At 64.5% G+C, this 23420-nt stretch carries 20 protein-coding genes and 1 pseudogene; 13 read left to right on the top strand and 8 right to left on the bottom strand.

The genetic code is table 11. The features are described from left to right. Positions 1–83: 83 nt before the first annotated feature. Positions 84–1316 carry an MFS transporter gene (locus tag QTL98_RS05090; protein ID WP_445681142.1) on the bottom strand — a complete coding sequence of 411 codons (1233 nt, stop codon included), beginning with the start codon at positions 1314–1316 and terminating at the stop codon, positions 84–86. 1314 nt (positions 1317–2630) lie between these two features. Here QTL98_RS05090 and QTL98_RS05085 point away from each other — a divergent pair. From QTL98_RS05085 to minE, 4 genes are all read left to right on the top strand, one after another. Continuing rightward, entirely contained in the window at positions 2631–2984 is a 354-nt protein-coding gene (locus QTL98_RS05085) for a DUF2934 domain-containing protein (RefSeq protein WP_445681141.1), read from the top strand. A gap of 243 nt (positions 2985–3227) precedes the next feature. Then, entirely contained in the window at positions 3228–3911 is a 684-nt protein-coding gene (gene minC / locus QTL98_RS05080; protein WP_445681140.1) for a septum site-determining protein MinC, read from the top strand. Positions 3912–4050: 139 nt separating this feature from the next. Continuing rightward, positions 4051–4863, top strand: coding sequence for a septum site-determining protein MinD (gene minD / locus QTL98_RS05075; RefSeq protein ID WP_445681139.1), 813 nt, complete (start codon positions 4051–4053; stop codon positions 4861–4863). Further along, the gene (gene minE, locus QTL98_RS05070) at positions 4863–5120 is read left to right on the top strand and encodes a cell division topological specificity factor MinE (RefSeq protein ID WP_445681138.1); all 258 of its coding nucleotides are present in this window, start codon (positions 4863–4865) and stop codon (positions 5118–5120) included. Before minD ends, minE begins: the two co-directional genes overlap by 1 nt. An 82-nt stretch (positions 5121–5202) precedes the next feature. On the opposite strand, the gene QTL98_RS05065 is transcribed toward minE, so the two are convergent. Both QTL98_RS05065 and QTL98_RS05060 read right to left on the bottom strand, forming a co-directional pair. Further along, positions 5203–6129, bottom strand: a complete 927-nt coding sequence (locus QTL98_RS05065) for a LysR family transcriptional regulator (protein WP_445681137.1) — start codon at positions 6127–6129, stop codon at positions 5203–5205. 186 nt (positions 6130–6315) lie between these two features. After that, positions 6316–6396: pseudogene (locus tag QTL98_RS05060) on the bottom strand (hypothetical protein); the annotation flags it as partial. A 208-nt stretch (positions 6397–6604) separates the two neighbouring features. Between QTL98_RS05060 and QTL98_RS05055 the strand changes: the two are divergent. From QTL98_RS05055 to ertB, 9 genes are all read left to right on the top strand, one after another. Further along, the gene (locus tag QTL98_RS05055) at positions 6605–8161 is read left to right on the top strand and encodes an aromatic amino acid lyase (protein WP_445681136.1); all 1557 of its coding nucleotides are present in this window, start codon (positions 6605–6607) and stop codon (positions 8159–8161) included. 81 nt (positions 8162–8242) lie between these two features. Then, the gene (gene osmF, locus QTL98_RS05050) at positions 8243–9154 is read left to right on the top strand and encodes a glycine betaine ABC transporter substrate-binding protein OsmF (protein ID WP_445681135.1); all 912 of its coding nucleotides are present in this window, start codon (positions 8243–8245) and stop codon (positions 9152–9154) included. 75 nt (positions 9155–9229) lie between these two features. Further along, positions 9230–10402, top strand: coding sequence for an ABC transporter permease (locus tag QTL98_RS05045; protein WP_445681134.1), 1173 nt, complete (start codon positions 9230–9232; stop codon positions 10400–10402). Further along, entirely contained in the window at positions 10399–11337 is a 939-nt protein-coding gene (locus QTL98_RS05040; RefSeq protein ID WP_445681133.1) for an ABC transporter ATP-binding protein, read from the top strand. Before QTL98_RS05045 ends, QTL98_RS05040 begins: the two co-directional genes overlap by 4 nt. After that, positions 11325–12086 (top strand): ABC transporter permease, encoded by a 762-nt coding sequence (locus tag QTL98_RS05035; RefSeq protein ID WP_445681132.1) that lies wholly within the window; start codon positions 11325–11327, stop codon positions 12084–12086. The genes QTL98_RS05040 and QTL98_RS05035 overlap by 13 nt, the downstream gene beginning before the upstream one ends. After that, the gene (gene ertD, locus QTL98_RS05030; protein WP_445681131.1) at positions 12083–13462 is read left to right on the top strand and encodes a hydantoin-5-propionate amidohydrolase; all 1380 of its coding nucleotides are present in this window, start codon (positions 12083–12085) and stop codon (positions 13460–13462) included. The genes QTL98_RS05035 and ertD overlap by 4 nt, the downstream gene beginning before the upstream one ends. Beyond that, positions 13462–14745, top strand: coding sequence for a Zn-dependent hydrolase (locus tag QTL98_RS05025; RefSeq protein WP_445681130.1), 1284 nt, complete (start codon positions 13462–13464; stop codon positions 14743–14745). Before ertD ends, QTL98_RS05025 begins: the two co-directional genes overlap by 1 nt. Positions 14746–14789: 44 nt before the next feature. After that, positions 14790–15884, top strand: coding sequence for a thiohydantoin desulfurase (gene ertC, locus QTL98_RS05020; RefSeq protein ID WP_445681129.1), 1095 nt, complete (start codon positions 14790–14792; stop codon positions 15882–15884). A gap of 26 nt (positions 15885–15910) precedes the next feature. After that, on the top strand, positions 15911–17554 hold the full coding sequence (ertB, locus tag QTL98_RS05015) for a thiourocanate hydratase (RefSeq protein WP_445681128.1): 1644 nt from the start codon (positions 15911–15913) through the stop codon (positions 17552–17554). 49 nt (positions 17555–17603) lie between these two features. On the opposite strand, the gene QTL98_RS05010 is transcribed toward ertB, so the two are convergent. From QTL98_RS05010 to QTL98_RS04990, 5 genes are all read right to left on the bottom strand, one after another. Continuing rightward, on the bottom strand, positions 17604–18800 hold the full coding sequence (locus tag QTL98_RS05010; RefSeq protein ID WP_445681127.1) for a helix-turn-helix domain-containing protein: 1197 nt from the start codon (positions 18798–18800) through the stop codon (positions 17604–17606). Next, the gene (locus QTL98_RS05005; protein ID WP_445681126.1) at positions 18790–19383 is read right to left on the bottom strand and encodes a hypothetical protein; all 594 of its coding nucleotides are present in this window, start codon (positions 19381–19383) and stop codon (positions 18790–18792) included. The genes QTL98_RS05010 and QTL98_RS05005 overlap by 11 nt, the downstream gene beginning before the upstream one ends. 171 nt (positions 19384–19554) lie before the next feature. Next, positions 19555–20682: a sensor histidine kinase gene (locus QTL98_RS05000; protein ID WP_445681125.1), complete on the bottom strand. Its 1128-nt coding sequence runs from the start codon at positions 20680–20682 to the stop codon at positions 19555–19557. Positions 20683–20856: 174 nt separating this feature from the next. Then, positions 20857–22086 (bottom strand): DEAD/DEAH box helicase, encoded by a 1230-nt coding sequence (locus QTL98_RS04995; protein WP_445681124.1) that lies wholly within the window; start codon positions 22084–22086, stop codon positions 20857–20859. Between the two features lie 313 nt (positions 22087–22399). After that, positions 22400–23302, bottom strand: a complete 903-nt coding sequence (locus tag QTL98_RS04990; protein ID WP_445681123.1) for an NmrA family NAD(P)-binding protein — start codon at positions 23300–23302, stop codon at positions 22400–22402. Between the last annotated feature and the right edge of the window lie 118 nt (positions 23303–23420).

The following is a 23420-nucleotide window of genomic DNA, read 5'->3' as shown; positions in this document are numbered from 1 at the left end:
CCGGGCTGGCAAGCCCCGGATCGTAACATTTCGTGAAGCCGGCCCCGGTTCGGGTAACCGCTTCCTTCCAAAGTTAACGCCACTCAGACGCTGTGCGTTGCCGCCCGTTCGGTGAAGGAATAGAGGAGCGCGGCCGCGGTGGCGCCAAGCCCGATGAGGGCGGCCAGATGCCAGCCCCCTGCCGCAAAGGCCCAGGCCCCGACGGCGGAGCCGGTGGCCCCGCCGACGAAAAACATGGCGAGGAAGAGCCCGTTAAGGCGCCCGCGCAGTTCCGCACCGAGAGAAAAGATGGCGCGCTGGCCAAAGACCAGATTGCCGGAAACACCCATATCGATGAGCAGCGCCGAGGCCAGCAGCAGGCCGAGCGACAGCCAGGACGGCTCGCCGGTAAGGCCCGCCGGCAGGAAAGGCAGGGCAAAGCCGAGCACGGTGACGGCAAGACCGAGCAGCGTGCCGAGGCGCGAGCGCCCGCGATCGGCCCAGTGGCCGGCAATGGGGGCCGCCACCGCTCCGGCAACACCGGCAAGGGCAAAGAGCGCAATGCCGCGCTGGGAAATGCCGTAATGCACCGCCATTTCCAGCGGCACCGCCGTCCAGAACAGGCTGAAGGAGCCGAAGAGCACGGCCTGGTAGGCCGCACGGCGGCGCAGAACCGGGGTATCGCGCAGCAGGCGCGCCATGGAGAGCAGCAGATGGCCGTAATGCCCGCCACCGGCCGGTCGGCGCGGCGGCAGCACCGCCATGAAGGTGAGGCACAGCGCCAGCAGCAGCACCGCCGAGAGAAGGAAGATGGCGTGCCAGCCGAAGAAGCTGGCAACGAGGCTGGCCGCGGGGCGCGCCAGCATGATGCCGAGCAGGAGCCCGCTCACCACCTTGCCAACCACACGGCCCCGGCTTTCATCGCTCGCCATGTGTGCGGCGTAGGGCACGAGAATTTGCGCGGAGACCGAGCCGAGACCGATGAAAAGCGATGCCGTCAGCAATTGATGGGCACTGAAGGCGGTGCCGGCACCGATCAGGCCCAGCATGGCAACCGCCAGCGCCGAGATCACGAGGCGGCGATTCTCCACCAGATCGGCCAGCGGCACGATGAAAAACAGCCCGGCGCAATAGCCGACCTGCGCCATGGTGACGATGAGCCCGGCTGCCCCGGGGCTAAGACCGACGGCCGCGGCAATGGGACCGACCAGCGGCTGGGCATAATAGAGATTGGCGGCGGAGAGGCCGCAGCCGAAGGCCAGCAGAACGATGATCCAGCCCGGAATCCGGCCGGCATGGATAGGGGCGCTATCGGCGGGGGCGGCGACATTGCTCATGGACAGGCAACTCTCACAACGGACGGTCAGAAACGCCTCAAGCGTTTGAAATATAGTAAATTTTCTCTCAACCCGGCGGTAACGGACCAGCCGGAAAGGCAGAAAAAGTGCCGGACGCGGCGACCGGCCGGAGCCGGAAAGACCGCTTGCGAACACGCTGGAGGAAGGCTGGAAAGCCGGTGAGCAGACTTTAGCGGCAAGCCGGCGCCCGTGGCGATGCCCGGATGTGAAGGCGATGCGGCGAGCGTGAAGCAGTCTACAGTCAGCCGCTGGCAAGAGGCGCAAGACTGGTCGCCATCGACGCCGGTGCAGTCCCCGCCAAAACAAATTGGGGGGCTGCCTTTTCGGCGCCCCCCTTTATTTTTTGCCAGCCCTGTTCAACTCGCGCTTTCGCGAGGTTGCAGCCTATGCCGCTCGCCGCCCGTGCGTCAAGCCACAGAAGGGTGCGGCATATTAGAATTTTGTTACAGCGCCCAGGGGAGCCATTGGCCGGTACTTTCGCCGCAGGCCGGGCTGGCAGGCACAAACAAAAAGAAAGCCGCCCGGCGGGGCCGAGCGGCAAGTCGAACAGGGAGGCAAATAAGATGATCTCGCCGCCTGTGGCGCCACCTGCCGACCAAGATGAGCAGAGGCGCTGGATCACACCGGCGAAGCGTGAACGGAAACGTCACGTCCACAATTATCAAGGTAGGGACGCTTTATCGAAAAACCAACCCCCGCTTCATTATGTTAAAGCAAAACAGGGTCGAAGTGTTAAAAAGATCACACATATGGCAACTTTGTTACTAACGACCCTATGCGGGGGGATGTGGAGACCTGCCCCCTGCCCTGCGCCGAAGGGCTAGGTCCGGGCTCCGCAGGAGGCCTCGCCCCGCGCGTCGCAACTGCGACTCCAGTCGCCCGGAGACAGGCGTTGGGAAGAGGACATGATTGTCAGCCCCCCCCTGTCAGACCGATCGCCCGTAGCGACCCAAGGCTGCGGCAATCTTGCCCGATCCGGCACCAACATACGGCAGGATGCATTTTTCTGGGGCTTCGGGTGCTGCACTGCACAAACGCGTCTTTGCCTGAGAGCGCCAAAGGGTTACCGTAAGTCAGTAGCTTACCTGCCCGGTGCCCCGCCCTGTGCCGCCCGCTGTTGCCGGCCAAATCGTCCGGCCGACAGCTGAACTTCCCGGTGAACTTCCCTGCCTGCCGCCGCGTTTCAGGCAAGGCAGCTCCGGGCTCTCGCGGAACGAGGCAAGGCAACCGGCGCCCGCCCGAGATTAAACACCTTTCGACAAGCTCATTTCACGCCGTCAGGAGGCCCTGTTGATGCCGGAGCAAAATATCAAGGAGCGTGCCTATTACCTGTGGGTCGAGGCCGGCAGGCCGCACGGCCGCGAACAGGAATTCTGGCTGGCGGCAGAGAAGGAAATGAAGACCACAGCCGCCGTGCCGGTGGCCGCCCCGGCAAAGGCAGCCAAGGCTGCTCCGAAGGCCAAGGCCCCGGCTGCCGCAAAGGCGCCGAAGGCAGCCAAGGTGGCCGCACCGAAGGCCCCGAACGGCAAGCTGGTGGCGGAAGGCACTTCCACCCCCAAGACGCCGAAAGCGGCCAAGCCCGCCGCGCGCAAGCCGGCAACCGCCAAGCTCGTGGCTGCCAAGCCGGGCGAAAGCAAGACGGCCTGAGCATCAGGCACCGGCGCGTTATCCCGGGGCGGCAGAACTTCCCCGGGGCCCCGCCCCTGATCCGCTCTTCATCTCCCCCGCTCCGCAAGGCCCGGCGCCTTGCGGCAGTGTGGCCGGTTTTCTGACGGGAGATATCCTTGCCAAGCGCGGCGGGGCTGGTTATTCCAGCCCCGACCAACCCGCAAGCGGCAAGGCCGGTTCGTGCGCCCCATGCTTGCCAAGAAATGATGGCACCGACCGCCCATGAGCCAGTCCCCTCCGTCCTTGCAAGGATCGCTGTTTACGCTGCTGACCCTCAAGGTGCCGTACGATTTCCAGGAGAGCCTGCCCGGCTATCTCGAGCAGCATATCGGCACCAACCCGCAATTCTTTGTCGGCCAGGGTGTGGTGCTGGATATCGATGAGGCAACGACGCTGCGCTCCGGCTCGCAGGTAACGCATCTGGTCGGGATCCTCCGGCACTACAAGCTCTTCCCCATCGGCACCGTGGGCGGCACGCCCGAACAGCAGCAGCTTTTCCGCGGCCAGAACATGCCGAGCGTCGGTGCGGCGCAGAGCAACCGCAAACCGGTGGAAAGCGCCAGCGGCCAGCGCGCGGCGACCCGGACCAAGATCGTCTCCACCCCGGTGCGCGGCGGCACACAGGTCTACGCCCAGGGCGCCGACCTTGTGGTGCTCTCTTCCGTCGGTGCCGGGGCCGAGGTGATCGCCGACGGCAACATTCATGTTTATGGCACGCTGCGCGGACGTGCGCTTGCCGGCGCCATGGGCGACGGCGCGGCACGCATCTTCTGCCGCAGCCTTGAGGCCGAACTGGTCAGCGTTGCCGGAAACTACATCACCGCCGACCAGATCGACGGCGCTTACCAGCAGCAGATGGTGCAGATCCATCTTGAGGGTGAGCGGTTGATTATCGACAAGATTTAGTCTATTCGACAAATAAGAGCCCTATATCCGGGGTTCATGACGGTTTATGCCACTTGGCCGGGGGGCCTTGGGCAGCCGGGGATCCGGGCAGCGGGGCTAGAGCCCAAACCCTTTATCATCTGAAAGAGTGGAGACGCTCTTGGCTACGGTCGTTACCGTTACCTCCGGCAAGGGCGGCGTGGGAAAAACCACTTCCAGCGCGTCCTTCGCAACCGGACTTGCCCTTCGGGGCTACAAAACCGTTGTCATCGATTTCGATGTCGGCCTGCGCAATCTCGACCTCATCATGGGGTGCGAGCGGCGGGTGGTTTATGACCTGATCAACGTCATCAATGGCGACGCCTCGATCAAGCAGGCGCTGATCAAGGACAAGCGGGTCGACGGGCTCTTCATCCTTCCGACCTCGCAGACCAAGGACAAGGACGCGCTCAACCTCGAGGGCGTCGGCCGGGTGATCGACGAACTCAAGCAGGAGTTCGACTACATCGTCTGCGACAGCCCCGCCGGTATCGAGCATGGCGCACTGGCTGCGCTCTATTATGCCGACGCCGCGGTGGTGGTGACGAACCCGGAAGTTTCTTCCGTGCGCGACAGCGACCGTATCCTCGGCATCATGCAGTCCAAATCGCGCCGCGCCGAACGGGGCGATGCGCCGATCAAGGAACATCTGCTGGTGACCCGCTACGATGCGGGCCGCGTGGAGCGCGGCGAGATGCTGACGCTGCAGGACGTGCAGGAGATCCTCGCCGTCAAGATGATCGGCGTCATTCCGGAATCGGAGACGGTGCTGACCGCCTCCAACCTCGGCCAGCCGGTGGTGCTGGCGCCGGAATCCATCGCCGGTCAGGCCTATCAGGACGCGGTTGCCCGCTTCCTTGGTGAAGAGCGCGAGCTGCGCTTCCTCAAGGCCGAACGCAAGGGCCTGCTGAGCCGGCTCTTTGGAGGTGGCTGATGAGCATTTTTGACGTTCTCTTCCGCAAGAAAGAACCGCAGAGCGCTTCCATTGCCAAGGAGCGGCTGCAGATCGTGCTGGCGCATGAGCGCTCGCGCGGCGGCGGCCCGGACTTTCTGCCTGATCTCAAGCGCGACATCCTCCAGGTCGTCGCCAAATATGTCGAGATCAGCGACGAGCAGATCAACGTGCAGCTGGAAAGCTCCGCCGCCACCTCGATGCTGGAAATCAATATCGAGTTCCAGCAGAAGGGCTGAGGCCAGAGCCTCACAGCCAGAATGACAAAAGCCCTGCTTCCGGCACCGGAAGCGGGGCTTTTGTTTTGGGACCCCAGACATTCTAGACGGGGCCGGGCGCCGACAGCCGCAGGAAAGCCGCCTCGATGGCGCTGGCGGCAAGGCGCGAGGCGTGGGTGGGCAGCCAGACAAGCCGGTAGGAGATATGGCTGCCGGGCCCGAGCGGGCGCAGCAGCAGGGGCGTGGAGAGTGCCCGCACGGCATCGAGTGGCAGGACTGATGCAAAGCCGTGTTCGATGACAAGGCGCAGGATGACGGCGACGCTGTCGATCTCCAGCGCGTCGTCCAGCCTGCGGCCATCGAGCCCGCCGGCTTCCATCAGGGCGCGGATCCGGTGGCGCAGGCCGGTGCGGTCGCTTGGCAGGGCAAAGCGCCGCTCCTTGAGCCAGCTTTCGAGGGGCGGCGGCCCGTCGCCGCCCTCCTCTGCGCCATCGACGCTGCTGTCGGGCGCCCCGACCAGCGCCAGCTCGGAGGTCATGATGTCCTTGTGTTCGAAACTGTCGGGCAGCATGTCGACATCCACCAGCACAGCGTCGAAGCGCCCGGCCTTGAGCCCGGCCAGCAGGTCGTCCGCCGTGGAGCTGGAGAGGAAAAGCCGGTGCTCGTCGCGCGGCGCCCAGTGGGAGACGAGCGTGGCAAGCAGCCGGGCCAGCCGCCCTTCATGGGCCAGCGGAATGATGGAGCCGAGCCGAACGGTCTTGAGTTCGCGCACGAAGCGGCGGGCGGAGGTTGCTGTGAGATCGCCCCATAGCCGCTCACTCTCTACTGCAATGTCGTAGAGCAGCCGCCCTTCCGGTGTCGGCTCGATGCCGGCGGCGCCCCGCTCCATGAGGACGCAGCCGAGCGCCTGTTCAAGATCCCGCATCTGCCGGGTGAGCTGGGGCTGGCCGATGCCGATATCGCGCGCCGCGCGGCGGATGGAGCCGGTACGCACCACCCGGGCGAAGCGCCGCAGGGCCCGCAGCCGCACCGGGTTGGCGGCCAGCCAGCGCTGCGCCGCAAGACTGTCTTCGGCCGCCCTGCTTTGGCCAAGGCCGGCAAGAGGCGCAAGCCCGTCGCAAAGCTGGCGCAGGCGCGGCAGCAGTGCCTCGGCACTGACGCTGAGGGCCAGCCCCCCGCCGGCCCGGTGCAGCAGCGGTACCGCAAGCTGTTGCTCCAGCCGGTCGAGCGCAGCCGCAACGCTGGAGGGTGCACGCTCAAGCTGGCGTGCGGCGGGGCGTACGGCCCCCGCCTCCAGGGCGGCAAGGGCAATGATGAGCGTTGCGCTGTCCAGAAGCCGGTACCTTTCCCGTTGCCCGCCGGATGGTCCGGCTGCCCAATCGGCAGGCAGGTTACGGCAATTCGCATCAGCTGTTCAAGATATGGGATATGTTTGCAGGAGGCAGCTTGTTCTAGGGTCTTGAATGACAGGTTCGCGACAGCCCCTCCTTCCCCCAAAGACGGTCATGACGCTCCCCATCCATTTGCTCGACGGCGCCCCCATCCCCCTGCCCCTGCTGCTCGATATCGGGCGCGGGGCCCGTGCGGTGGCGGCCTGCCCGGTGGCGATGGAACGGGTGGCGGAAGCGCGCAAGGTGGTGGATGCGGCGGTGGAGCATGGCGATATCGCCTATGGCATCACCACCGGTGTCGGCGCGCTCAAGGAGCGCATTGTCGCCGAGGACACGTTCGGTGCCTTCAGCCGCGCGCTGAAGCGCGCCCACCATTTCGGCGCCGGGCCGGCGCTGCCGCCGCTGGTGGTGCGCATGGCCCTTGCCATCCGCACCAACACCGCACTTACCGGCCATGCCGGCTGCAGCCCGGAGTTCGTTGCCGCCTGCATCGCCATGCTGGCAAGCCCCGTGGTGCCCGTAGTGCGCTCGATGGGCTCCATCGGCTGCGCCGATATCGGCCTCATGGCCCAGATCGGCTCGGTGCTCGCCGGCGAGGGCGAGGCCTTTTACGGCGAAGAGCGCATGAGCGCCGCCGAGGCGCTGGAGCGGGCCGGGCTGACGGCGCTCGACATGAAGCCCAAGGACGCCATGGTGAGCCTTAGCAGCAATGCAACGGCGCTGGCCTCGGGCATCAAGGCGCTTTCCGGCGCTGCCTTGCAGGTGCGCGCCATGCTGACGACCGCGGCAGCCACTGCCGCCGGCCATGGCTGTTCCCCCGCCCCCTGGCAGGCCGCCATCATGGGATCGCCGGCCGAGGCAGAGGTGGGGGCCGCACTGGTCGCCGCGTACAATTCCGGCGGCTGGCCGCAGGCAACGCGTGTTCAGGATCCCCTCAGCTTCCGCATGCTGGCGCAGGTGTTCGGCTCGGTGCTGGAAGTGCTGGCAAGCGGCCTTCGCACGCTGGAGCGGGCAACGGCACGCTGCGACGATAATCCCGCCGTGCTGGATGGCGCGCTTTATACCCATGGCGGCTCGCTGCCGCTGGATGTGGCGCTGGTGCTGCAATCGGCCGCCGCCGCGATTGCCCATGTGGCGCGCAACTCGCTTTCGCGCCTCGTGCTGCTGGCCAACGGCCGCCATGCCGGCTTGCCGATGAATCTGGTCGACCCGACCTCCGGCGCCACCGGCTTCGGCCCGCTGCTGAAGCTGGCCGGTGACTGTTATGCCCGCGTGATGGCGGAAACGATGCCGGTCTCGGCGCTCGCCATCACCGTTTCCGACGGTATCGAGGATGAGGGCTCGCTCGCTCCGCTGCTGGCGGAACGGCTGGAAACCCAGACGCAGGCACTCACCATGATGATGGCGCTGGAAGGCCTGTTTGCCGCCCAGGCGCTGGACCTGCGCGGGGCCGTGCCACAGGGCGCCGCGGGCCTTGTGCGGGCGCGCGTGCGGCTCATCGCGGCGCAGACCACCGAAGACCGCTCGCTCTCCTCCGAACTGGAGGCGCTGGCGGTCGATTTCAGCAATCAGGCCGGCACCGGCCCGCTGCTCGCCGCAACTGCCCTGCCGCTGCTGGACCAGGCGCTCGGCCTTGCCGCCGTACCGCCGCTTGAACTGGCAGCGCAGTAGAAATCTGCAAATCCAATCAACACATAAGGCTTGCACCCGACAAAAACCGCAGGCCACCAACGAACAGCAGGAGAGATAATCATGACCCTGGGTAAACTGGCCCTGGCTTTTGCCACCGCCGCCGCGCTCGCCGCGGGCCCCGCCGCCGCCGATGTGGTGGTTTCCTCCAAGATCGATACCGAAGGCAGCCTGCTCGGCAATGTCATCAAGCTCGTGCTCGAGCAGGGCGGCATCAAGACACAGGACCGCATCCAGCTGGGCGGCACCCCCGTGGTGCGCAAGGCGATCACCGCTGGCGAAATCGATATCTATCCCGAGTACACCGGCAACGCCGCCTTCTTCTACAACAAGGCCGATGAGCCGGTGTGGAACAACGCCGTCAAGGGCTACGAAGAAGCCAAGAAGCTGGATTATGACGGCGCCAAGATCGTCTGGCTGACGCCGGCCCCGGCCAACAACACCTGGGCGATTGCCGTACGCAGCGAGGTTGCCAAGGCCGACGGCCTCAAGACCATGAGCGATTTCGGCAAGTGGGTTTCCGGCGGCGGCAAGGTGAAGCTCGCAGCGTCCGCCGAGTTCGTGAATTCGGCAAGCGCCCTGCCCGCCTTCCAGAAGACCTATGGCTTCCAGCTTTCTTCCGATCAGCTGCTGACCTTCTCCGGCGGCGATACCGCAGCGACCATCAAGGCCGCTGCCGAGCAGAATGAAGGCACCAACGCCGCCATGGTCTATGGCACCGATGGCGGCATCGCCCCCTCGGGCCTTACCGTGCTGGATGACGACAAGGGCGTGCAGCCGGTTTACCTGCCGACCCCGATCATCCGCGAAGAGGTGCTGAAGCAGTACCCGCAGATCGCCGACATGCTGGCGCCGGTGTTCGAGAGCTTTGATCTCGTAACCCTGCAGGAGCTGAACGGCCGCATCCAGGTGGGGGGCGAACCCGCCGCCGCCGTTGCCAAGGACTATCTGACCTCGCACGGCTTCCTCAAGTAAGCCGCCCGCCCCGCATCAGCCCCGGCACCGCCTGACAGAAGCGGCGCCGGGGCCCCCTGATCCCGGGAACACGCGATGGCCTCGCCGATTTTCAGAACCGCACCCGGAATGGACCGGCTGGGCAGTGCCATCGCCCTGCTGGCGCTCGCCGGGCTGTCACTTACCCCGCTGGCAACCTTCCGCCCGACCCGCATCGCCTCCGGCGTCGATCACCTGCTGCTCTCCGCCCTGCCGATGGGCGGGGTCGCGGCCCTGATCCTGGCACTGATGCTCTTCTGCGCCGTCTTCACCGCCCGCAGCCGGGCGGGGTGGCGGCTGGCGGCGGCACTGGTGCTGCTGGTCGTGCTGGTGCTGGTGATGGGGCAAAGCGCAAGTTTCCTGACGCCGGAAGGCAACCGCTATGCCCGCATCGCCCCGGGGGCCGGTTTCTGGATCGGCTGTTTTGCCGGCCTTCTGGGTGCCGGCGATGCGCTGGTGCGGCTTTCCCCCGGCCCGGCCCTGCGCGTCGGCGCCCTGATTGCCGCCTTCGCCCTCTTCGGCGCCCTCTTGCATTTCGGCGTCTGGGACGGCCTTTCCCTGATGAAGGAATATGCCAACCGTGCCGGCAGCTTCTGGAGCGAAGCGGGGCAACATCTGGCCCTTGCCGGCGCCAGCGTGGTGGCGGCCGCCGTCATCGGCATCCCGCTTGGCATCGCCTGCGCCCGCATCGAGAAGCTAGGCTCGGTGACATTGCCGGTGCTCAACATCATCCAGACCGTGCCCAGCATCGCCCTCTTCGGCCTGCTGATGGGGCCGCTGGGCTATCTCGCCGCCCATGTGGCGCTGGCGAAGGACCTTGGCATCCGCGGCATCGGCACGGCGCCGGCCATGGTGGCGCTCTTTCTCTATTCCTTGCTGCCCATCGTCGCCAATGCCGCCGTCGGCATGCGGCAGGTGCCGCCCGAGGCGGTGATGGCAGCGCGCGGCATGGGCATGACCAGCGCCCAGCGCCTGATGCAGGTGGAACTGCCACTGGCCCTGCCGGTCATCCTCGCCGGCCTGCGCATCGTCACGGTGCAGAATATCGGCATGGTGACGATTGCCGCCCTTATCGGCGGCGGCGGCTTCGGCGTCTTCGTCTTTCAGGGGCTGGGGCAGACGGCAACCGATCTGGTGCTGCTGGGCGCCCTGCCGACCGTGGCGCTGGCCTTTGCCGCCGCCATTCTCTTCGACGCCGGTATCGAGCTTATGAAAGGCCGGAAGTCATGATCGAGATCGACCGTCTTTCCCGCCGTTTTGGCGACCAGCTGGCTGTCGACGATGTGTCCATGACCATCGAGCGCGGCACCATCACCGTCATCGTCGGCACCTCCGGCTCCGGCAAATCCACCACGCTGCGGATGATCAACCGGCTGATCGAGCCAACGGGCGGCGCCATCCGCATCGACGGGGTGGATACAAAGACCTTGCAGCCGGACATCCTGCGCCGGCGCATCGGTTACGTGATCCAGGGCCACGGGCTTTTCCCGCACTGGACGGTTGCCCGCAACATCGCCGCCGTGCCGCACCTCCTCGGCTGGGACAAGGCCCGCATCGACAGGCGTGTCAGCGAACTCCTCACCCTCTTCCAGCTCGACCCGGCGCTTTATGCCGGCAAGTTTCCGCATGAGCTTTCGGGCGGGCAGCAGCAGCGTGTGGGCGTGGCGCGCGGCCTTGCCGCCGAGCCGGAAGTGCTGCTGATGGATGAGCCCTTCGGCGCGCTCGACCCCGTTATCCGCGCCAAGGCGCAGGAAGACCTGCTGGCGATCCATGAGCGCTTCGGCACCACCATCGTGCTGGTGACGCATGACATGGAAGAGGCGGTCATGCTGGCCGACCGCATTGCGGTGATGGATGGCGGCAAGCTGCTGCAATATGACCGTCCGGAAGCCATACTAGGCGCCCCGGCTGCCGGTTTCGTCGAGCAGCTGATTGCCAATGGCGAGCGCCCCTTCCGCCTGCTCTCCCTCGCCTATGTGGCCGACCTGGCCGAGCCGGGCACGGCGGAGGGCACGCCGATTACGGCCACCACCAACCTGCGCGATGCCCTCTCCCAGCTGATCTGGACCCGGCGGGATGCCGCGCCGGTAGTGGGCGCCGACGGCATTGACCTTGGCATCGTGCGGCTTTCCCGCGTGCTGGCCGAGGCGGGATGCCCGTTATGACCGTTACTCTCCTGCGCCTTGCGGTGGTTCTGGTACTGGCGGCCTTTCTGGTCGACCCGCATCTGTTCCAGCCGCTGTTCGAGCCACTGACGCAGAACGGCGCGCCGGCCATCTATGACCGCACGCCCTTCTGGCAGCTGGCGATGGCGCATCTGGGCATCGTGCTGCTGGCTGCCGTGCTGGCGACAATCGTCGCTGTCGGCATGGCGATTTTCGTGACCCGGCCGGCGGGCCGCGAGTTCCTGCCTTTCTCGCGCAGCCTTGCCAATATCGGCCAGACGGTGCCGCCGGTGGCGGTGCTGGCGCTTGCCGTGCCGAGCGTGGGCTTCGGCCTCAAACCGACGCTGATCGCCCTTTTCCTCTACGGGCTGCTGCCGATCTTCGAAAACGCGCTCGCCGGCCTCAGCGAGGTACCGGCCCCGGTGGTGGAGGCCGCGCGCGGCATGGGCATGAATGCGCGCCAGCGCCTGTTCGGTGTCGAGCTACCACTCGCCCTGCCGGTCATCCTTGAAGGTGTGCGCATCTCCACCATCGTCAATGTCGGCACCGCCACGCTGGGATCAACCGTCGCCGCCAAGGGGCTGGGCGAGGTGATCGTGGCGGGGCTTCTTTCCAGCAATGACGCCTTCATCCTCCAGGGCGGCATCGTCGTCGCCCTGATGGCTATCCTGATCTACGACGCGCTCGGCGCGGTCGTACGAAACGCTGCCCGCCGGAGCGGGCTTGCCCGTACGGGAGACAAGATATGAGCGATTTCGACCTCGTTCTCGCCGGCACCGTCGTGCTGCCTGACCGGGTGCTGGAAGCCGGCTTCGTGGCGGTACGGGATGGCAAGGTGGCGGCCGTGGGCATGGGAGAGCCGCCGGCTGCGCGCGAGCGCCACCTGCTGGGCAAGGCCCTGATCCTGCCGGGCGCCATCGACGCGCAGGTGCATTCGCTCTCGCAGAAGAACCAGGAAGATTTTATCTGGTCCACCCGCTCGGCAGCCGCCGGCGGCGTCACCACCATCGTCGACATGCCGTATGACGAGGGCAACCTCGTCTGCTCCGCCGGGGCGGTGAAGCAGAAGGCCGCCCATGCCGAGGCGACCGCCCGCGTGGATGTGGCGCTCTATGGCACCGTGAACCCGGAGGAAGGCCCGGCCCGCATAACCGAGCAGGTGGCCGCAGGTGTTGCCGCCTTCAAGTTCTCCACCTTCGGCACCGATGCAAAGCGCTTCCCCCGCATCCCGCCGCAGCTCCTTTACGACTGCTTCAGCGCCATCGCCCCGACCGGCCTTGCCGCCGGTGTGCATAACGAGAACCACGAGGCGGTCGATGCCTTCATGGCGCGGGTCAAGGCCGCCGGCATTACCGACTGGCGCGCCCATGGCATGTCGCGCCCGCCGATCACCGAACTGCTCGCCATGCACGACATCTATGAGACCGGGGCGCTGACCGGCTGCCCGGCCCATGTGGTGCACTGCTCGCTGGGCCGCGGTTACGACATCGCGGCCGGTTACCGGGCGCAAGGATATGAGGCGACCATCGAGGCCTGCATCCACTATCTGGTGCTGGATGAAGAGAATGATGTGAGCCGCCTTGGCGGCAAGGCCAAGATCAACCCGCCGATCCGCCCGCGCGCCGAGGTGGAGAAGCTGTGGCGCCATGTGGCTGCCGGCAATGTGACGCTGGTTTCCACCGACCATGTCAGCTGGTCGGAAGACCGCAAGACGAAGGCCGACATGCTCACCAACTCCTCCGGCGTGCCGGGGCTGGAGGTGATGGTGCCGCTGTTTGTGGCCGGAGCGCTGAAGCGCGGCGTGCCGCTCCATTGGGCGGCACGGCTGATGGCGGAAAATCCGGCCCGGCATTTCCGCATCGATAACAGCAAGGGCGCCCTTACCGTGGGCCGTGACGCCGACATTACCGTGCTGACGCCAGAACCTTATCGCTACGACCCTGCGGCCAGCGGCCACAATGTGGTTGGCTGGAGCCCCTATGAGGGGATGGAGCTGCCCTATAAGGTCAGCGCCACCTGGCTGCGCGGACAACTTGCCTTCGATGGCACATCCGTGCTGGCCGAACCGGGCACCGGGCGCTTCGTGCGCCCGCCCGCCACCCGCATCCTGGCCGGAGAGATTTGATGACCACCCCCGTTCCCGCTTCCGAAAAATCCCGCAGCAACCTGCCGGTCAACCAGCAGCGGCTGTGGGACGATCTGATGGCGCTGGCCGAGATTACCGAGCCGGACCGGAAATGGACCCGGCGCGCCTTTTCCCCGCGTTTTCTGGAAGGGCGCGACTGGCTGGTCTCCCACATGCAGGATGCCGGCCTTGAAGTGAGGCTGGATACCGCCGGCAACCTGATCGGCCGCCGCAAGGGTTCGCGCCCCGGTGCCGGCGCCATCGTGCTCGGCTCCCATACCGACACCGTGCCGGATGGTGGCCGCTTCGACGGCCCCGCCGGCGTGCTGGCCGGGCTGGAAGTGGCCCGCGCCCTGATGGAAGCCGGCGTGACGCTGGAGCATGACCTTGAGGTGATCGACTGCCTTGCCGAGGAAGTGAGCCCCTATGGCCTTTCCTGCGTCGGCAGCCGCGGCATCTCCGGCACGCTGGATGAGGTGATGCTGGCCCGCGAGAATTCCGAGGGCGAGAAGCTGGTCGACGGCATCCGCCGTATGGGCGGCCATCCCGACCGGCTGGCCGAAGCCAAGCGCAGCGACATTGCCGCCTATCTGGAACTCCATATCGAGCAGGGCACGGTGCTGGAAAGCAGCAAGCTCGATATCGGCGTCGTTACCGCCATCTCCGGCATCACCCGCTTCGAGATCATCGTCGAGGGCCGGCCGGACCATGCCGGCACCACCTTGATGACCAATCGCCTCGATGCACTGGTTGCCGCCAGCGAACTGGTGCTGGCCATCCGCGCCGATGCGGTGGAGCGCGCAAAGGGGCCGGGGCATTTCGCCGCCACGGTGGGCGAGTTCGATATCGAGCCCAATGCCGCCAATGTGGTGCCGAGCCGGGCCCGTCTGCTGATCGACACCCGCGCCGAACTGCGCCCCGATATGGAAGCCTTTGCGGTGCGCCTGGCCGAACTGGTGGAAGAAACCGCCGGACGCCACGGCGTGACCATCGCGCCGCCGCGCCGGGTTTCCGACAACCCGCCGACCCCCAGCACCGAAGCACTGATGAAGCAGCTGGAAGGCGCCTGCGACCTGCTGGGTGCCGGCCACCGCCGCATGGCGTCGGGCGCCGGGCATGACATGGCGTGGTTCGCCCGCGTGGCACCGGCAGCGATGATCTTCATCCCCTGCCTTGGCGGGCGCAGCCACTGCGCGGAGGAATGGACCGAGCCGCACGAGGTGGCGATGGGCGCCGCCGTGCTGCTGGAAACAGTCAAACGTATCGACGCCGCCCTGCCCTGACGGCAAGGCGGCCCCTTATCGCATGAGAGAAAACGGGGACGACGATGGGACGCATCCTGACGGAGAAGGACGTCGAGGCAGCGGTCAAGGGAGGTTCTGTCTACGCTGCCGGCGGCGGCGGCTGGGCTGACCATGGCCGCATGCTGGGTACCGCTGCGGTGCGCGCCGGCAAGCCGGAGCTTGTTTCGGTGGACGAGCTGGATGCCAATGACTGGGTCGCTACCGCTGCCGCCATCGGCGCCCCCGCCGGGACCACGAAGTGGGAGATGCAGGGCGTCGATTACGTCAACGCCGTGCGCCTTCTGGAAAAAGAACTGGGCGAAAAACTCTCCGGCCTCATGGTCGGGCAGAACGGCAAATCTTCCACACTCAATGGCTGGCTGCCCTCTGCCATTCTCGGCACCAAGGTGGTGGATGCGGTGGGCGATATCCGCGCCCATCCGACCGGAGATATGGGCTCCATCGGCCTTGCCGCCTCGCCCGAGCCGATGATCCAGACCGCCGTGGGCGGCAACCGGGAGGAAGGGCGCTATATCGAGCTGGTGACGCGTGGCGCCACCGCCAAGGTCTCCCCGATCCTGCGCACCGCCTCCGACATGTCGGGAGGCTTCATTGCCTCCTGCCGCAACCCGGTGCGCGCTTCCTATGTTAAGAGCCACGCCGCGCTTGGCGGCATCTCCATGGCGCTGGCGCTGGGAGAGGCCATCATCGCGGCAGAAGCGAAAGGCGGCAGCGCCATCATCGATGCCATCTGCAAGACGACGGGCGGCTCCATCCTTGTGGAAGGCGAGATTACGGCCAAGGACGTGGTCTACACGAAAGAGGCCTTCGATATCGGCACCGTCACGCTCGGGCGCGGCGACAAGGCCAGCACGCTGCATGTGATGAACGAATATATGGCGGTGGATGATGCCGGCGGCGCCCGCATCGCTACCTTTCCCGACGTGATCACCACGCTGAGCCCGGAGGGCGAGCCGCTCAGCGTCGGCCAGCTGCATGTCGGCATGCGCATCCATGTGCTGCATGTACCGATGAGCATCATCCCGCTTTCCGCCAGCGTGCTGGACCCCAGCGTCTATCCGCCGGTGGAAAAGGCCATGGGCATTGAGCTGGCGCGCTACGCGCTTGCTGGCCGCTGATCCGGCACCAAGGAGGAGACAACAAGATGAACCCGCGTTTCCCCGTGCCCGGCGGCCCCACCCTTCGCTGCAAGGGCTGGCGGCAGGAAGCCCTGCTGCGCCTGATGGAAAATGTGCTGAGCGTCGGCGAGAACCCCGACCAGCTCATCGTCTATGCCGCGCTTGGCAAGGCGGCGCGGAGCTGGGCAGCACATGACGCCATCGTCGAGACGCTGAAGACGATGGAAGAGGATGAGACGCTCATCATCCAGTCCGGCAAGCCTATCGGCGTTTTGAAGACCCATGCGGCCGCGCCGCTGGTCATCATGGCCAACTGCAACATCGTGGGGCAGTGGGCCAAGGCCGAGTATTTCTACGACCTGCAGGAAAAGGGCCTCATCTGCTGGGGCGGCCTGACGGCGGGCGCCTGGCAGTATATCGGCAGCCAGGGCGTCATCCAGGGCACCTACGAGATCTTCTCCCGCATCGCCGAGAAGCATTTTGACGGCGACCTGCATGGCCGCTTCATCCTGACCGCCGGACTTGGCGGTATGGGCGGCTCCCAGCCGCTGGCGGGCCGCATGGCCAATGCCGCGATCCTGGGCGTCGATATCGATCCGGAGCGTGTCGCAAAGCGCAAGGCCATCGGCTATATCGACACCGTGGCGCCGGACCTCGACAGCGCGCTTGCCATGATCGACGCGGCGGTAAAAGCGCGCAAACCCGCCTCCATCGCGCTGGTGGGCAATGCCGCCGACATTTATCCCGAGATCGCCCGGCGCGGCATCGTGCCCGATATCGTGACCGACCAGACCGCCGCGCATGATCTTGTCTACGGCTATGTGCCGGCCGGTTTCACGCTGGAAGAAGTGCGCGCCATGCGCACGTCTGACACGGCGCGCCTGATGGCGGAGAGCCGCAAATCCATCGTCACCCAGGTGCGGGCGATGCTGGAGTTCCAGCAGAAGGGCGCCGTCGTCTTCGACAATGGCAATCTCATCCGCACCCATGCCCGTGATGGCGGCGTGGAAAACGCCTTCGATATCCCGATCTTCACCGAAGCCTGGCTGCGCCCGCTCTTCAGCCGCGCCATCGGCCCCTTCCGCTGGATGGCTCTGTCGGGTGATCCGGAGGATATCCGCAAGATCGACGATCTGGTGCTGCGGGACTATCCGGATAACCGCATCGTCACCAACTGGATCCGCCTTGCCCGCGAGAATGTGCCGTTCGAAGGGCTGCCGGCGCGTATTGCCTGGCTGGGCCATGGCGTGCGCACCGAAGTGGCCCGGGCGGTCAACCGCATGGTGGCCTCGGGCGAGCTCAAGGGCCCGGTCGCCTTCTCGCGTGACCATCTGGACGCCGGAGCGATGGCGCATCCGAACATCATGACCGAGAACATGAAGGACGGCTCCGACGCGATTGCCGACTGGCCGCTCCTCAACGCCATGACGCTCTGTTCCTCGATGGCTGACCTTGTCGTCATCCATTCCGGCGGCGGCGGTTATGCCGGTTACATGACCTCCAGCGGCGTGACGCTGGTGGCCGACGGTACGCCGGAGGCTGACCTGCGCCTCAAGAACGCGCTGACCAACGACACCTCGCTGGGTGTGATGCGTTATGCCGATGCGGGGTACGAGGAAGCGCTGGAAGAGGCCGAGCTCAAGGGCATCCGGCACCTGAAACTGGCCTGAGAGTTCTTAAGAGGGAGGCCTAACGGCCTTCCTCTTCGCTCCCAGCGCCTCATTTTAAAGTTGGAAGAAATTCAGTTGGTGGAGAAATAGACAAATATCCAGAAGGTAAGTTAGCCAATTGCTCAATAACTGACTGAGAAAACCCTAATGCGACCTTAACATTATCACGACCAATTCGCCCACCATCGATAGCAACTTCAATCACCCTACGCAACAGCATGGGATCCTCTATCTTAATCCCACCCAAGCCATCCAAAGGTTCCTTTTTTCTCCAACCTCTAGATGAAATTTGTTTGTATAAGCTTGTTATTTGCTGCTCATCAAATATACCAAGATGCTTACATCTATATATCATAGCCTGTATTGAAACCTTCCAACGATCCTTCAAAGAAACAAAATTGGCCAATCTAGGTGAATATATTTCATTTAAAAAAGTCTCTTTAGGCAAAAGAAATGCACTAGCAAACCGATCCGCCTCATTTTCGATTTTCTTTAATCTATCCTTATTCTCAATTTCGTCTTTACTCACCCAACGATGCAGGACCAAATGGCCAAGCTCGTGTGCCGCATCATATCGAGCCCGAGCGCCGCTTTCCTTGTCAGAGGCGAGAAAAACGAAGGGTCTATCACCACTCCAAAAAGAGAATGCCTCTACAGACTCCCCCTGGAGCTGGAAGCGAGACACAATAACCCCTTGAGTCTCCAACAGCCGAACAACATTCGAAATGGGACCTAGGCCCAAGCCAAAATTTTTTCTAACTTCTGTTGCGATATTTTCAATTTCCATATCGGAATAAGAACTAGAAATCTCATCCTCTGGAGAATATACAGGAATATTCACATTCGGATAATTCACCATACCATCAAATAAGCAAGATACATTCACCAACCATTTGGCCAAAACTTCACAGGCCATATTTCGACGCTTGGTGTCAGGGCCGACTTTTCTAAAAAATTTTGCCCGGATTTCACCAAAACTCTCTGGCTCAACACCAGTGAAGTACGCCACTGGCTGTTCCAACTGCCGGGCCAAATTGACCAAGGTTGCAGCTTCAGGGGATTTCGCCCCCTGTTCAAATGCGGAGATCGCTTGCCGGCTAAGACCGACTTTGTCAGCCAGCTCAGTCTGATTAAGGCGCTTTGCTAAGCGAGCCTCATAAAGGCGTCCCGGAATCAATTGCCGCCCTAGATTTTCATCTCGGGCGGCGCTTGGAAACGGAACGATGTTTCCGTCTCTAGCTGTCATTGTCTCGTCGCCACTTTTCTATCTCTTCCTTGAGAGAGATGAGGTCGTCCAAATCAGCGTCCGTGTTTTCCACGGCTGGCTCACTAGTCTCGACCAAATGAGGAATCTTCATAAGATTTCCCGACCTGTAGCGAAATCCCTTCGCATGCTCGGGATGGGGAACCGTTAGATGGGCGAAATGTAACTCCTGATGCCCATGGATCAACAGGAGATGTGGCAGCCCAATAACATCCTGCTCAGTCGCAAAATCCGGAAAATCAAAGAAAGGCTGGTTGTTCACACATCCATTTTCCCGGAATCTCACCGAGCGTGGCTGTCGCCTCGGATTCGCAACCTGACTAATAGTGAGCACGGAATGAGATAATCGAATTTGAAGATAACGACCGGTCGGCATGACAAAAGGCCGCCAAGCATAGTCAAATGGCAACTTGCCGGATTCTATGAGCCTTTTAAATCCCAAATCTGTCGCCCAAGAGATTAAGCGGCCACGGTTATCTACAGCGCTTTCTATCTGTAAAATGGGATCAGAATTGGCCAACTCCTGCGCGGCTTTATAGGCTGTCCGCAAGGTAGCCGGGATCAAGTGCCAATACCCGGCAGGAAACTGATCTCGCAGGAAATCTTCTGGTCTAACCCCGCCCATTTTACCCCGCCGCAGTTAAAATCACCCCAAGCAACTGAATATGGTATTTTACTGAATATGTCAACCAAACAGGGCGAACTACGAAACACCCTATAGGGAGCCCGTTTTGTGTCAGGAGAACTTCATCCGCACGGTGCGCCCGCCGCTGATCGGGTTGGCAAGGCGCAGGCCGATCTTCTGGGTGACGGCGATGGCGGCGGCAACACTCAGGGAAAAACCCTGTGCCGAGGTCTGGCGGAGTATCTCCCCCCTCTCCTGCCGGCCTTCAGGTGCGCCCTCAAAATAGGGCTCCAGCGGCCGGGGCAGGTCATCGGCGATAAAGGGGGCCTGCGGCACGGTGACGATGAGCTCCGCCCCCGTCCCGCCAGCGCCGGGCGCGGTCTTGATCAGCACATAGTGGCCTGACTGCGACCCGGCGACGACGCCCTGCACCACATGCAGCAAGGCCTGCTTGAGCGCGCGTGGCTCTGCCCGCACCAGGATCGGGCGCGCTGGCGGAACCAGCCGGATGTCCACCCCGCGCCGCTCGCCATGGAAATGCTGCAGCCCTTTGACCGTCTCCAGCGCTTCCCCCAGATCGATCTCGCGGCGCTCCTCCTCACCGCCAAAGGCGCCGGCCTTGGTGGCGGAAAGTTCGAGCAGGGCGTTGACCCGCTCCAGCAGATCGAGCCCGCTGGCCCGGATATCGGCGGCATAACTGCCATAAACATCGGTGCCGAGCGGGCCCATGATCTGGCTCTGGATCACCTCGGAAAAGCCGATGATGATGTTGAGCGGGGTGCGCAGTTCGTGGCTCATGCGCGAGAGCATCTCGAACTGGCCCTGCCGCTCATCCTCGGAGCGGCGGGCCGCCCCCTCCGCGCTGTCGAGCGCGGCATCGAGGCGGGTAATGCCTTCCTGGATATCGGCCATCAGCTGCCCGGCCTCGTCCTGATAGCGCGTGGGCAGCGGCACGATCTGGCGGCGGGAGAGATAGGCGTGAATGCTGGTGGAGGCCTGGCGCAGCGGCGCCAGCAGCATCCACAGCGCCGTAAGGGTAACGCCGGCGCCAATGAGCGTGGCAACCAGCACCACCAGCAAGACCGGCAGCGACTGCATCAGCGAGACATCGGCACTGACCAGCACATAGGCGACCAGCACGATGAGCGGAACATGCACGCCGAGAAAGCTGATGAGCATGATCTTGGCGACATAGGACTGGCGCAGGCCAAGCCGGGCCAGAAATTCATAGAGCCACATAACACCCCTCCGCCGCTTCTGCGCCTCCCCAGGCAGCAGGCAATGCTAATCCCGCACCGGCAGGGGCGAAACCTTCCACCGGCACAGAAATAGACATAGGGGCTGAGAGCACAAAAAAGCAGCCTCCCGAGGGAGGCTGCTTTCTTTTTTCGGTCCTGATCCGCTGAAGCGGCTTCAGGCAGCCTGACGGCGCGGTGCCGGGCGGCGCGAGCGCTGCTGCGGACGGCCCTTGCCACCCTTGCCGGCGTTCGGACGGCCCTTGCCGAGCGGCGTCTTGATGTGGCGGCGGTCATCCTGCGGAAGCACGCGGGAAATCAGCTTCTCGATCGAGCGCAGACGATCATATTCGTCCGGGGCGCAGAGCGAGATGGCGATGCCGCTGGCGCCGGCGCGGCCGGTACGGCCGATACGGTGCACGTAGGATTCCGGCGCATCCGGCAGGTCGTAGTTCACCACATGGGTGACGCCGGTGATGTCGATGCCGCGGGCAGCCACGTCGGTCGCCACCATGATACGGGCACGGGAGGCCCGGAACATGGCGAGCGCACGGTCGCGCTGGCCCTGGCTCATGTCGCCATGCAGGGCAACGGTGCGCTGGCCGTCACGGTCGAGATCACGGGCGAGACGATCGGCGCCGCGCTTGGTGCGGGCGAAGACGATGACGCTTTCAGCCGCTTCGTCATTGAGGATTTCCGCCAGCGCTTCACGCTTGCGGGCACCTTCGATGATGACGACCTGCTGTTCGACATTCACGGCCGGCTTGGCGGGGGGAGCAACGCTCACCTCGACCGGGTCGGTCAGCAGCTCGCGCACGAGACCGGCAACCGTCTGCGGCATGGTGGCCGAGAACAGCATGGTCTGGCGCTCACGCGGGGTCGAGCGGGCGATGTCGCGGATCGGCTTGACGAAACCGAGGTCGAGCATCTGGTCGGCTTCGTCGAGGATCAGCACCTCGGCGGTGTCGAGACGCACCCAGCTGCGGCCCATGAGGTCGAGCAGGCGGCCCGGCGTGGCAACCAGAACATCAACACCGAAACCGATATCGCGGCCCTGACGGCCCATCGGGGCGCCGCCAACGACCAGCGCACTGCGCAGGCGCATGTTCTTGCCGTAAGCCTTGACGCGGCTGAAGATCTGGCCGGCAAGTTCACGGGTGGGGCTGAGGATCACGGCACGCGCCTCGCCACCTTCAAGGCGGCGGCGCGAGGCAACGAGACGCTGCAGGGTGGGCAGAACGAAAGCGGCGGTCTTGCCGGTGCCGGTCTGGGCGATGCCAAGCACATCCTTGCCGTCGAGGGCATGGGGGATGGCGGCTTCCTGGATGGGGGTCGGTTCGCTGTGCTTTTCGTCGGCAAGCGCGGAGAGGATCGGCCCGGTGAGGCCGAGGTCTGCAAAATTGGTCAAAAACGGTTCTTCCGTCGGAGGGCGCCCGGCGGGAAAAACCCCAAGGACGCTCTTCAAATATATAAGGGGGACGTCCGATGGTCCGCTAACGCGGGACAGGCGGGGCCCGGTGAGTGCGCCCGGCCTCTTTCACATCAGGAAAAGGGGGCAACCGGCGCGATGGGGGTGGAGATACAGGCAAAATTGTCATCACACAAGAGCGCGTGGTGCAGGGCAGCATTGCGAAGACCAGCAATTTACGCAGGGCTCAATGAAAAAGGGGCGGTCCGGCCGCCCCTTTTCCAGTTCTCTGCGCAGGTCTGATATCCGGGGATCAGCCAGCCAGAGCCTTGGCATTCGCCACCAGGAAATCCTTGTACTTCTGCGGCTTGCGGCCGGTGAGACGCTCAACCGTGTCGCTCACGAGGTTAAACCCGCCGGCTCGGCCATTATCGTCAAAGCTGACCAGCAGCGGGACCCAGGGGGCCGGCACGCCGGCTGCGGCCATACCTTCGGCCAGCTGCTGGGACGTGAGCTTCACCACTTCGACCGGCTTGCCGGTGGCACCGGAGAGCAGGGCGGCGACCTCATCGACCGTCAGCGCCTCGCCGCCGGTAACATCCAGCTTCACCTTGCCGGCGGGCGGGTTGGCGAGCACGGCGGCGGCAACGGCAGCGCAATCATCGCGGCCGACATTGGCATAACGCCCCTCGCCGGCAGCGGTGTACCAGTGGCCGGAAGCAAGGATGCTGGCCGCGCTCATGAAGATGTTCTCGAAGTACCAGTTGTTGCGCAGCACGGTCCAGCCGGCGAGCTTGCTGGCTTCCAGCGCCTGCTCGGTGCCCCAGTGGTCGGGCGCGAAGAGCACCGGATTGCCGGGCTCGGGCTTCGGCATCGAGGTGTAGATCACATGGGCAACACCGGCCGCCTCGGCGGCGGCAATGGCGGCCTTGTGCTGGGCAAGGCGCTGGCCCGGCTGTTCCAGCGCGTCGGTGGAAATGACCAGCAGACGGTCGATGCCGGCGAAAGCGGCGGCAAGGCCGGCCGCATCCTCGAAATCAACCTTGCGGACCTCGACGCCCTGGGCCGCGAGATCGGCCAGCGTCTCCGGCTTGCGGGTGCCGGCGACGATCTGGCTGGCGGGAACCTTCTGGCTGCCCAGGAGGTGGGCGATGGTGGCGTGGCCGAGCTTGCCGGAAGCGCCGGTAACGAGCAGGCGGGGGGTGGTGGCGGACATGGAACGGGACTTCCTTTTTGCTGCCTTCATGAATGACCGGCCTCTTGACCGGTCTGAATGCTGGTCTCAAAATGAGACTAGACCTAATTTAGGAAGTGCCCGCGATCTGCAAAAGAAG

The organism is Radicibacter daui (assembly GCA_030657355.1).
Lineage (GTDB): Bacteria > Pseudomonadota > Alphaproteobacteria > Radicibacterales > Radicibacteraceae > Radicibacter > Radicibacter daui.
This window is presented reverse-complemented; position numbering and strand designations above follow the sequence as displayed.

Excerpts from the sequence above, each read along its gene's own strand:
- QTL98_RS05090 (WP_445681142.1), bottom strand. The coding sequence starts at position 1,316 with ATGAGCAATGTCGCCGCCCCCGCCGATAGCGCCCCTATCCATGCCGGC.
- QTL98_RS05085 (WP_445681141.1), top strand. The coding sequence starts at position 2,631 with ATGCCGGAGCAAAATATCAAGGAGCGTGCCTATTACCTGTGGGTCGAG.
- minC (WP_445681140.1), top strand. The coding sequence starts at position 3,228 with ATGAGCCAGTCCCCTCCGTCCTTGCAAGGATCGCTGTTTACGCTGCTG.
- minE (WP_445681138.1), top strand. The coding sequence starts at position 4,863 with ATGAGCATTTTTGACGTTCTCTTCCGCAAGAAAGAACCGCAGAGCGCT.
- QTL98_RS05055 (WP_445681136.1), top strand. The coding sequence starts at position 6,605 with ATGACGCTCCCCATCCATTTGCTCGACGGCGCCCCCATCCCCCTGCCC.
- osmF (WP_445681135.1), top strand. The coding sequence starts at position 8,243 with ATGACCCTGGGTAAACTGGCCCTGGCTTTTGCCACCGCCGCCGCGCTC.
- QTL98_RS05045 (WP_445681134.1), top strand. The coding sequence starts at position 9,230 with ATGGCCTCGCCGATTTTCAGAACCGCACCCGGAATGGACCGGCTGGGC.
- QTL98_RS05040 (WP_445681133.1), top strand. The coding sequence starts at position 10,399 with ATGATCGAGATCGACCGTCTTTCCCGCCGTTTTGGCGACCAGCTGGCT.
- QTL98_RS05035 (WP_445681132.1), top strand. The coding sequence starts at position 11,325 with ATGCCCGTTATGACCGTTACTCTCCTGCGCCTTGCGGTGGTTCTGGTA.
- ertD (WP_445681131.1), top strand. The coding sequence starts at position 12,083 with ATGAGCGATTTCGACCTCGTTCTCGCCGGCACCGTCGTGCTGCCTGAC.
- QTL98_RS05025 (WP_445681130.1), top strand. The coding sequence starts at position 13,462 with ATGACCACCCCCGTTCCCGCTTCCGAAAAATCCCGCAGCAACCTGCCG.
- ertC (WP_445681129.1), top strand. The coding sequence starts at position 14,790 with ATGGGACGCATCCTGACGGAGAAGGACGTCGAGGCAGCGGTCAAGGGA.
- ertB (WP_445681128.1), top strand. The coding sequence starts at position 15,911 with ATGAACCCGCGTTTCCCCGTGCCCGGCGGCCCCACCCTTCGCTGCAAG.
- QTL98_RS05010 (WP_445681127.1), bottom strand. The coding sequence starts at position 18,800 with ATGACAGCTAGAGACGGAAACATCGTTCCGTTTCCAAGCGCCGCCCGA.
- QTL98_RS05000 (WP_445681125.1), bottom strand. The coding sequence starts at position 20,682 with ATGTGGCTCTATGAATTTCTGGCCCGGCTTGGCCTGCGCCAGTCCTAT.
- QTL98_RS04990 (WP_445681123.1), bottom strand. The coding sequence starts at position 23,302 with ATGTCCGCCACCACCCCCCGCCTGCTCGTTACCGGCGCTTCCGGCAAG.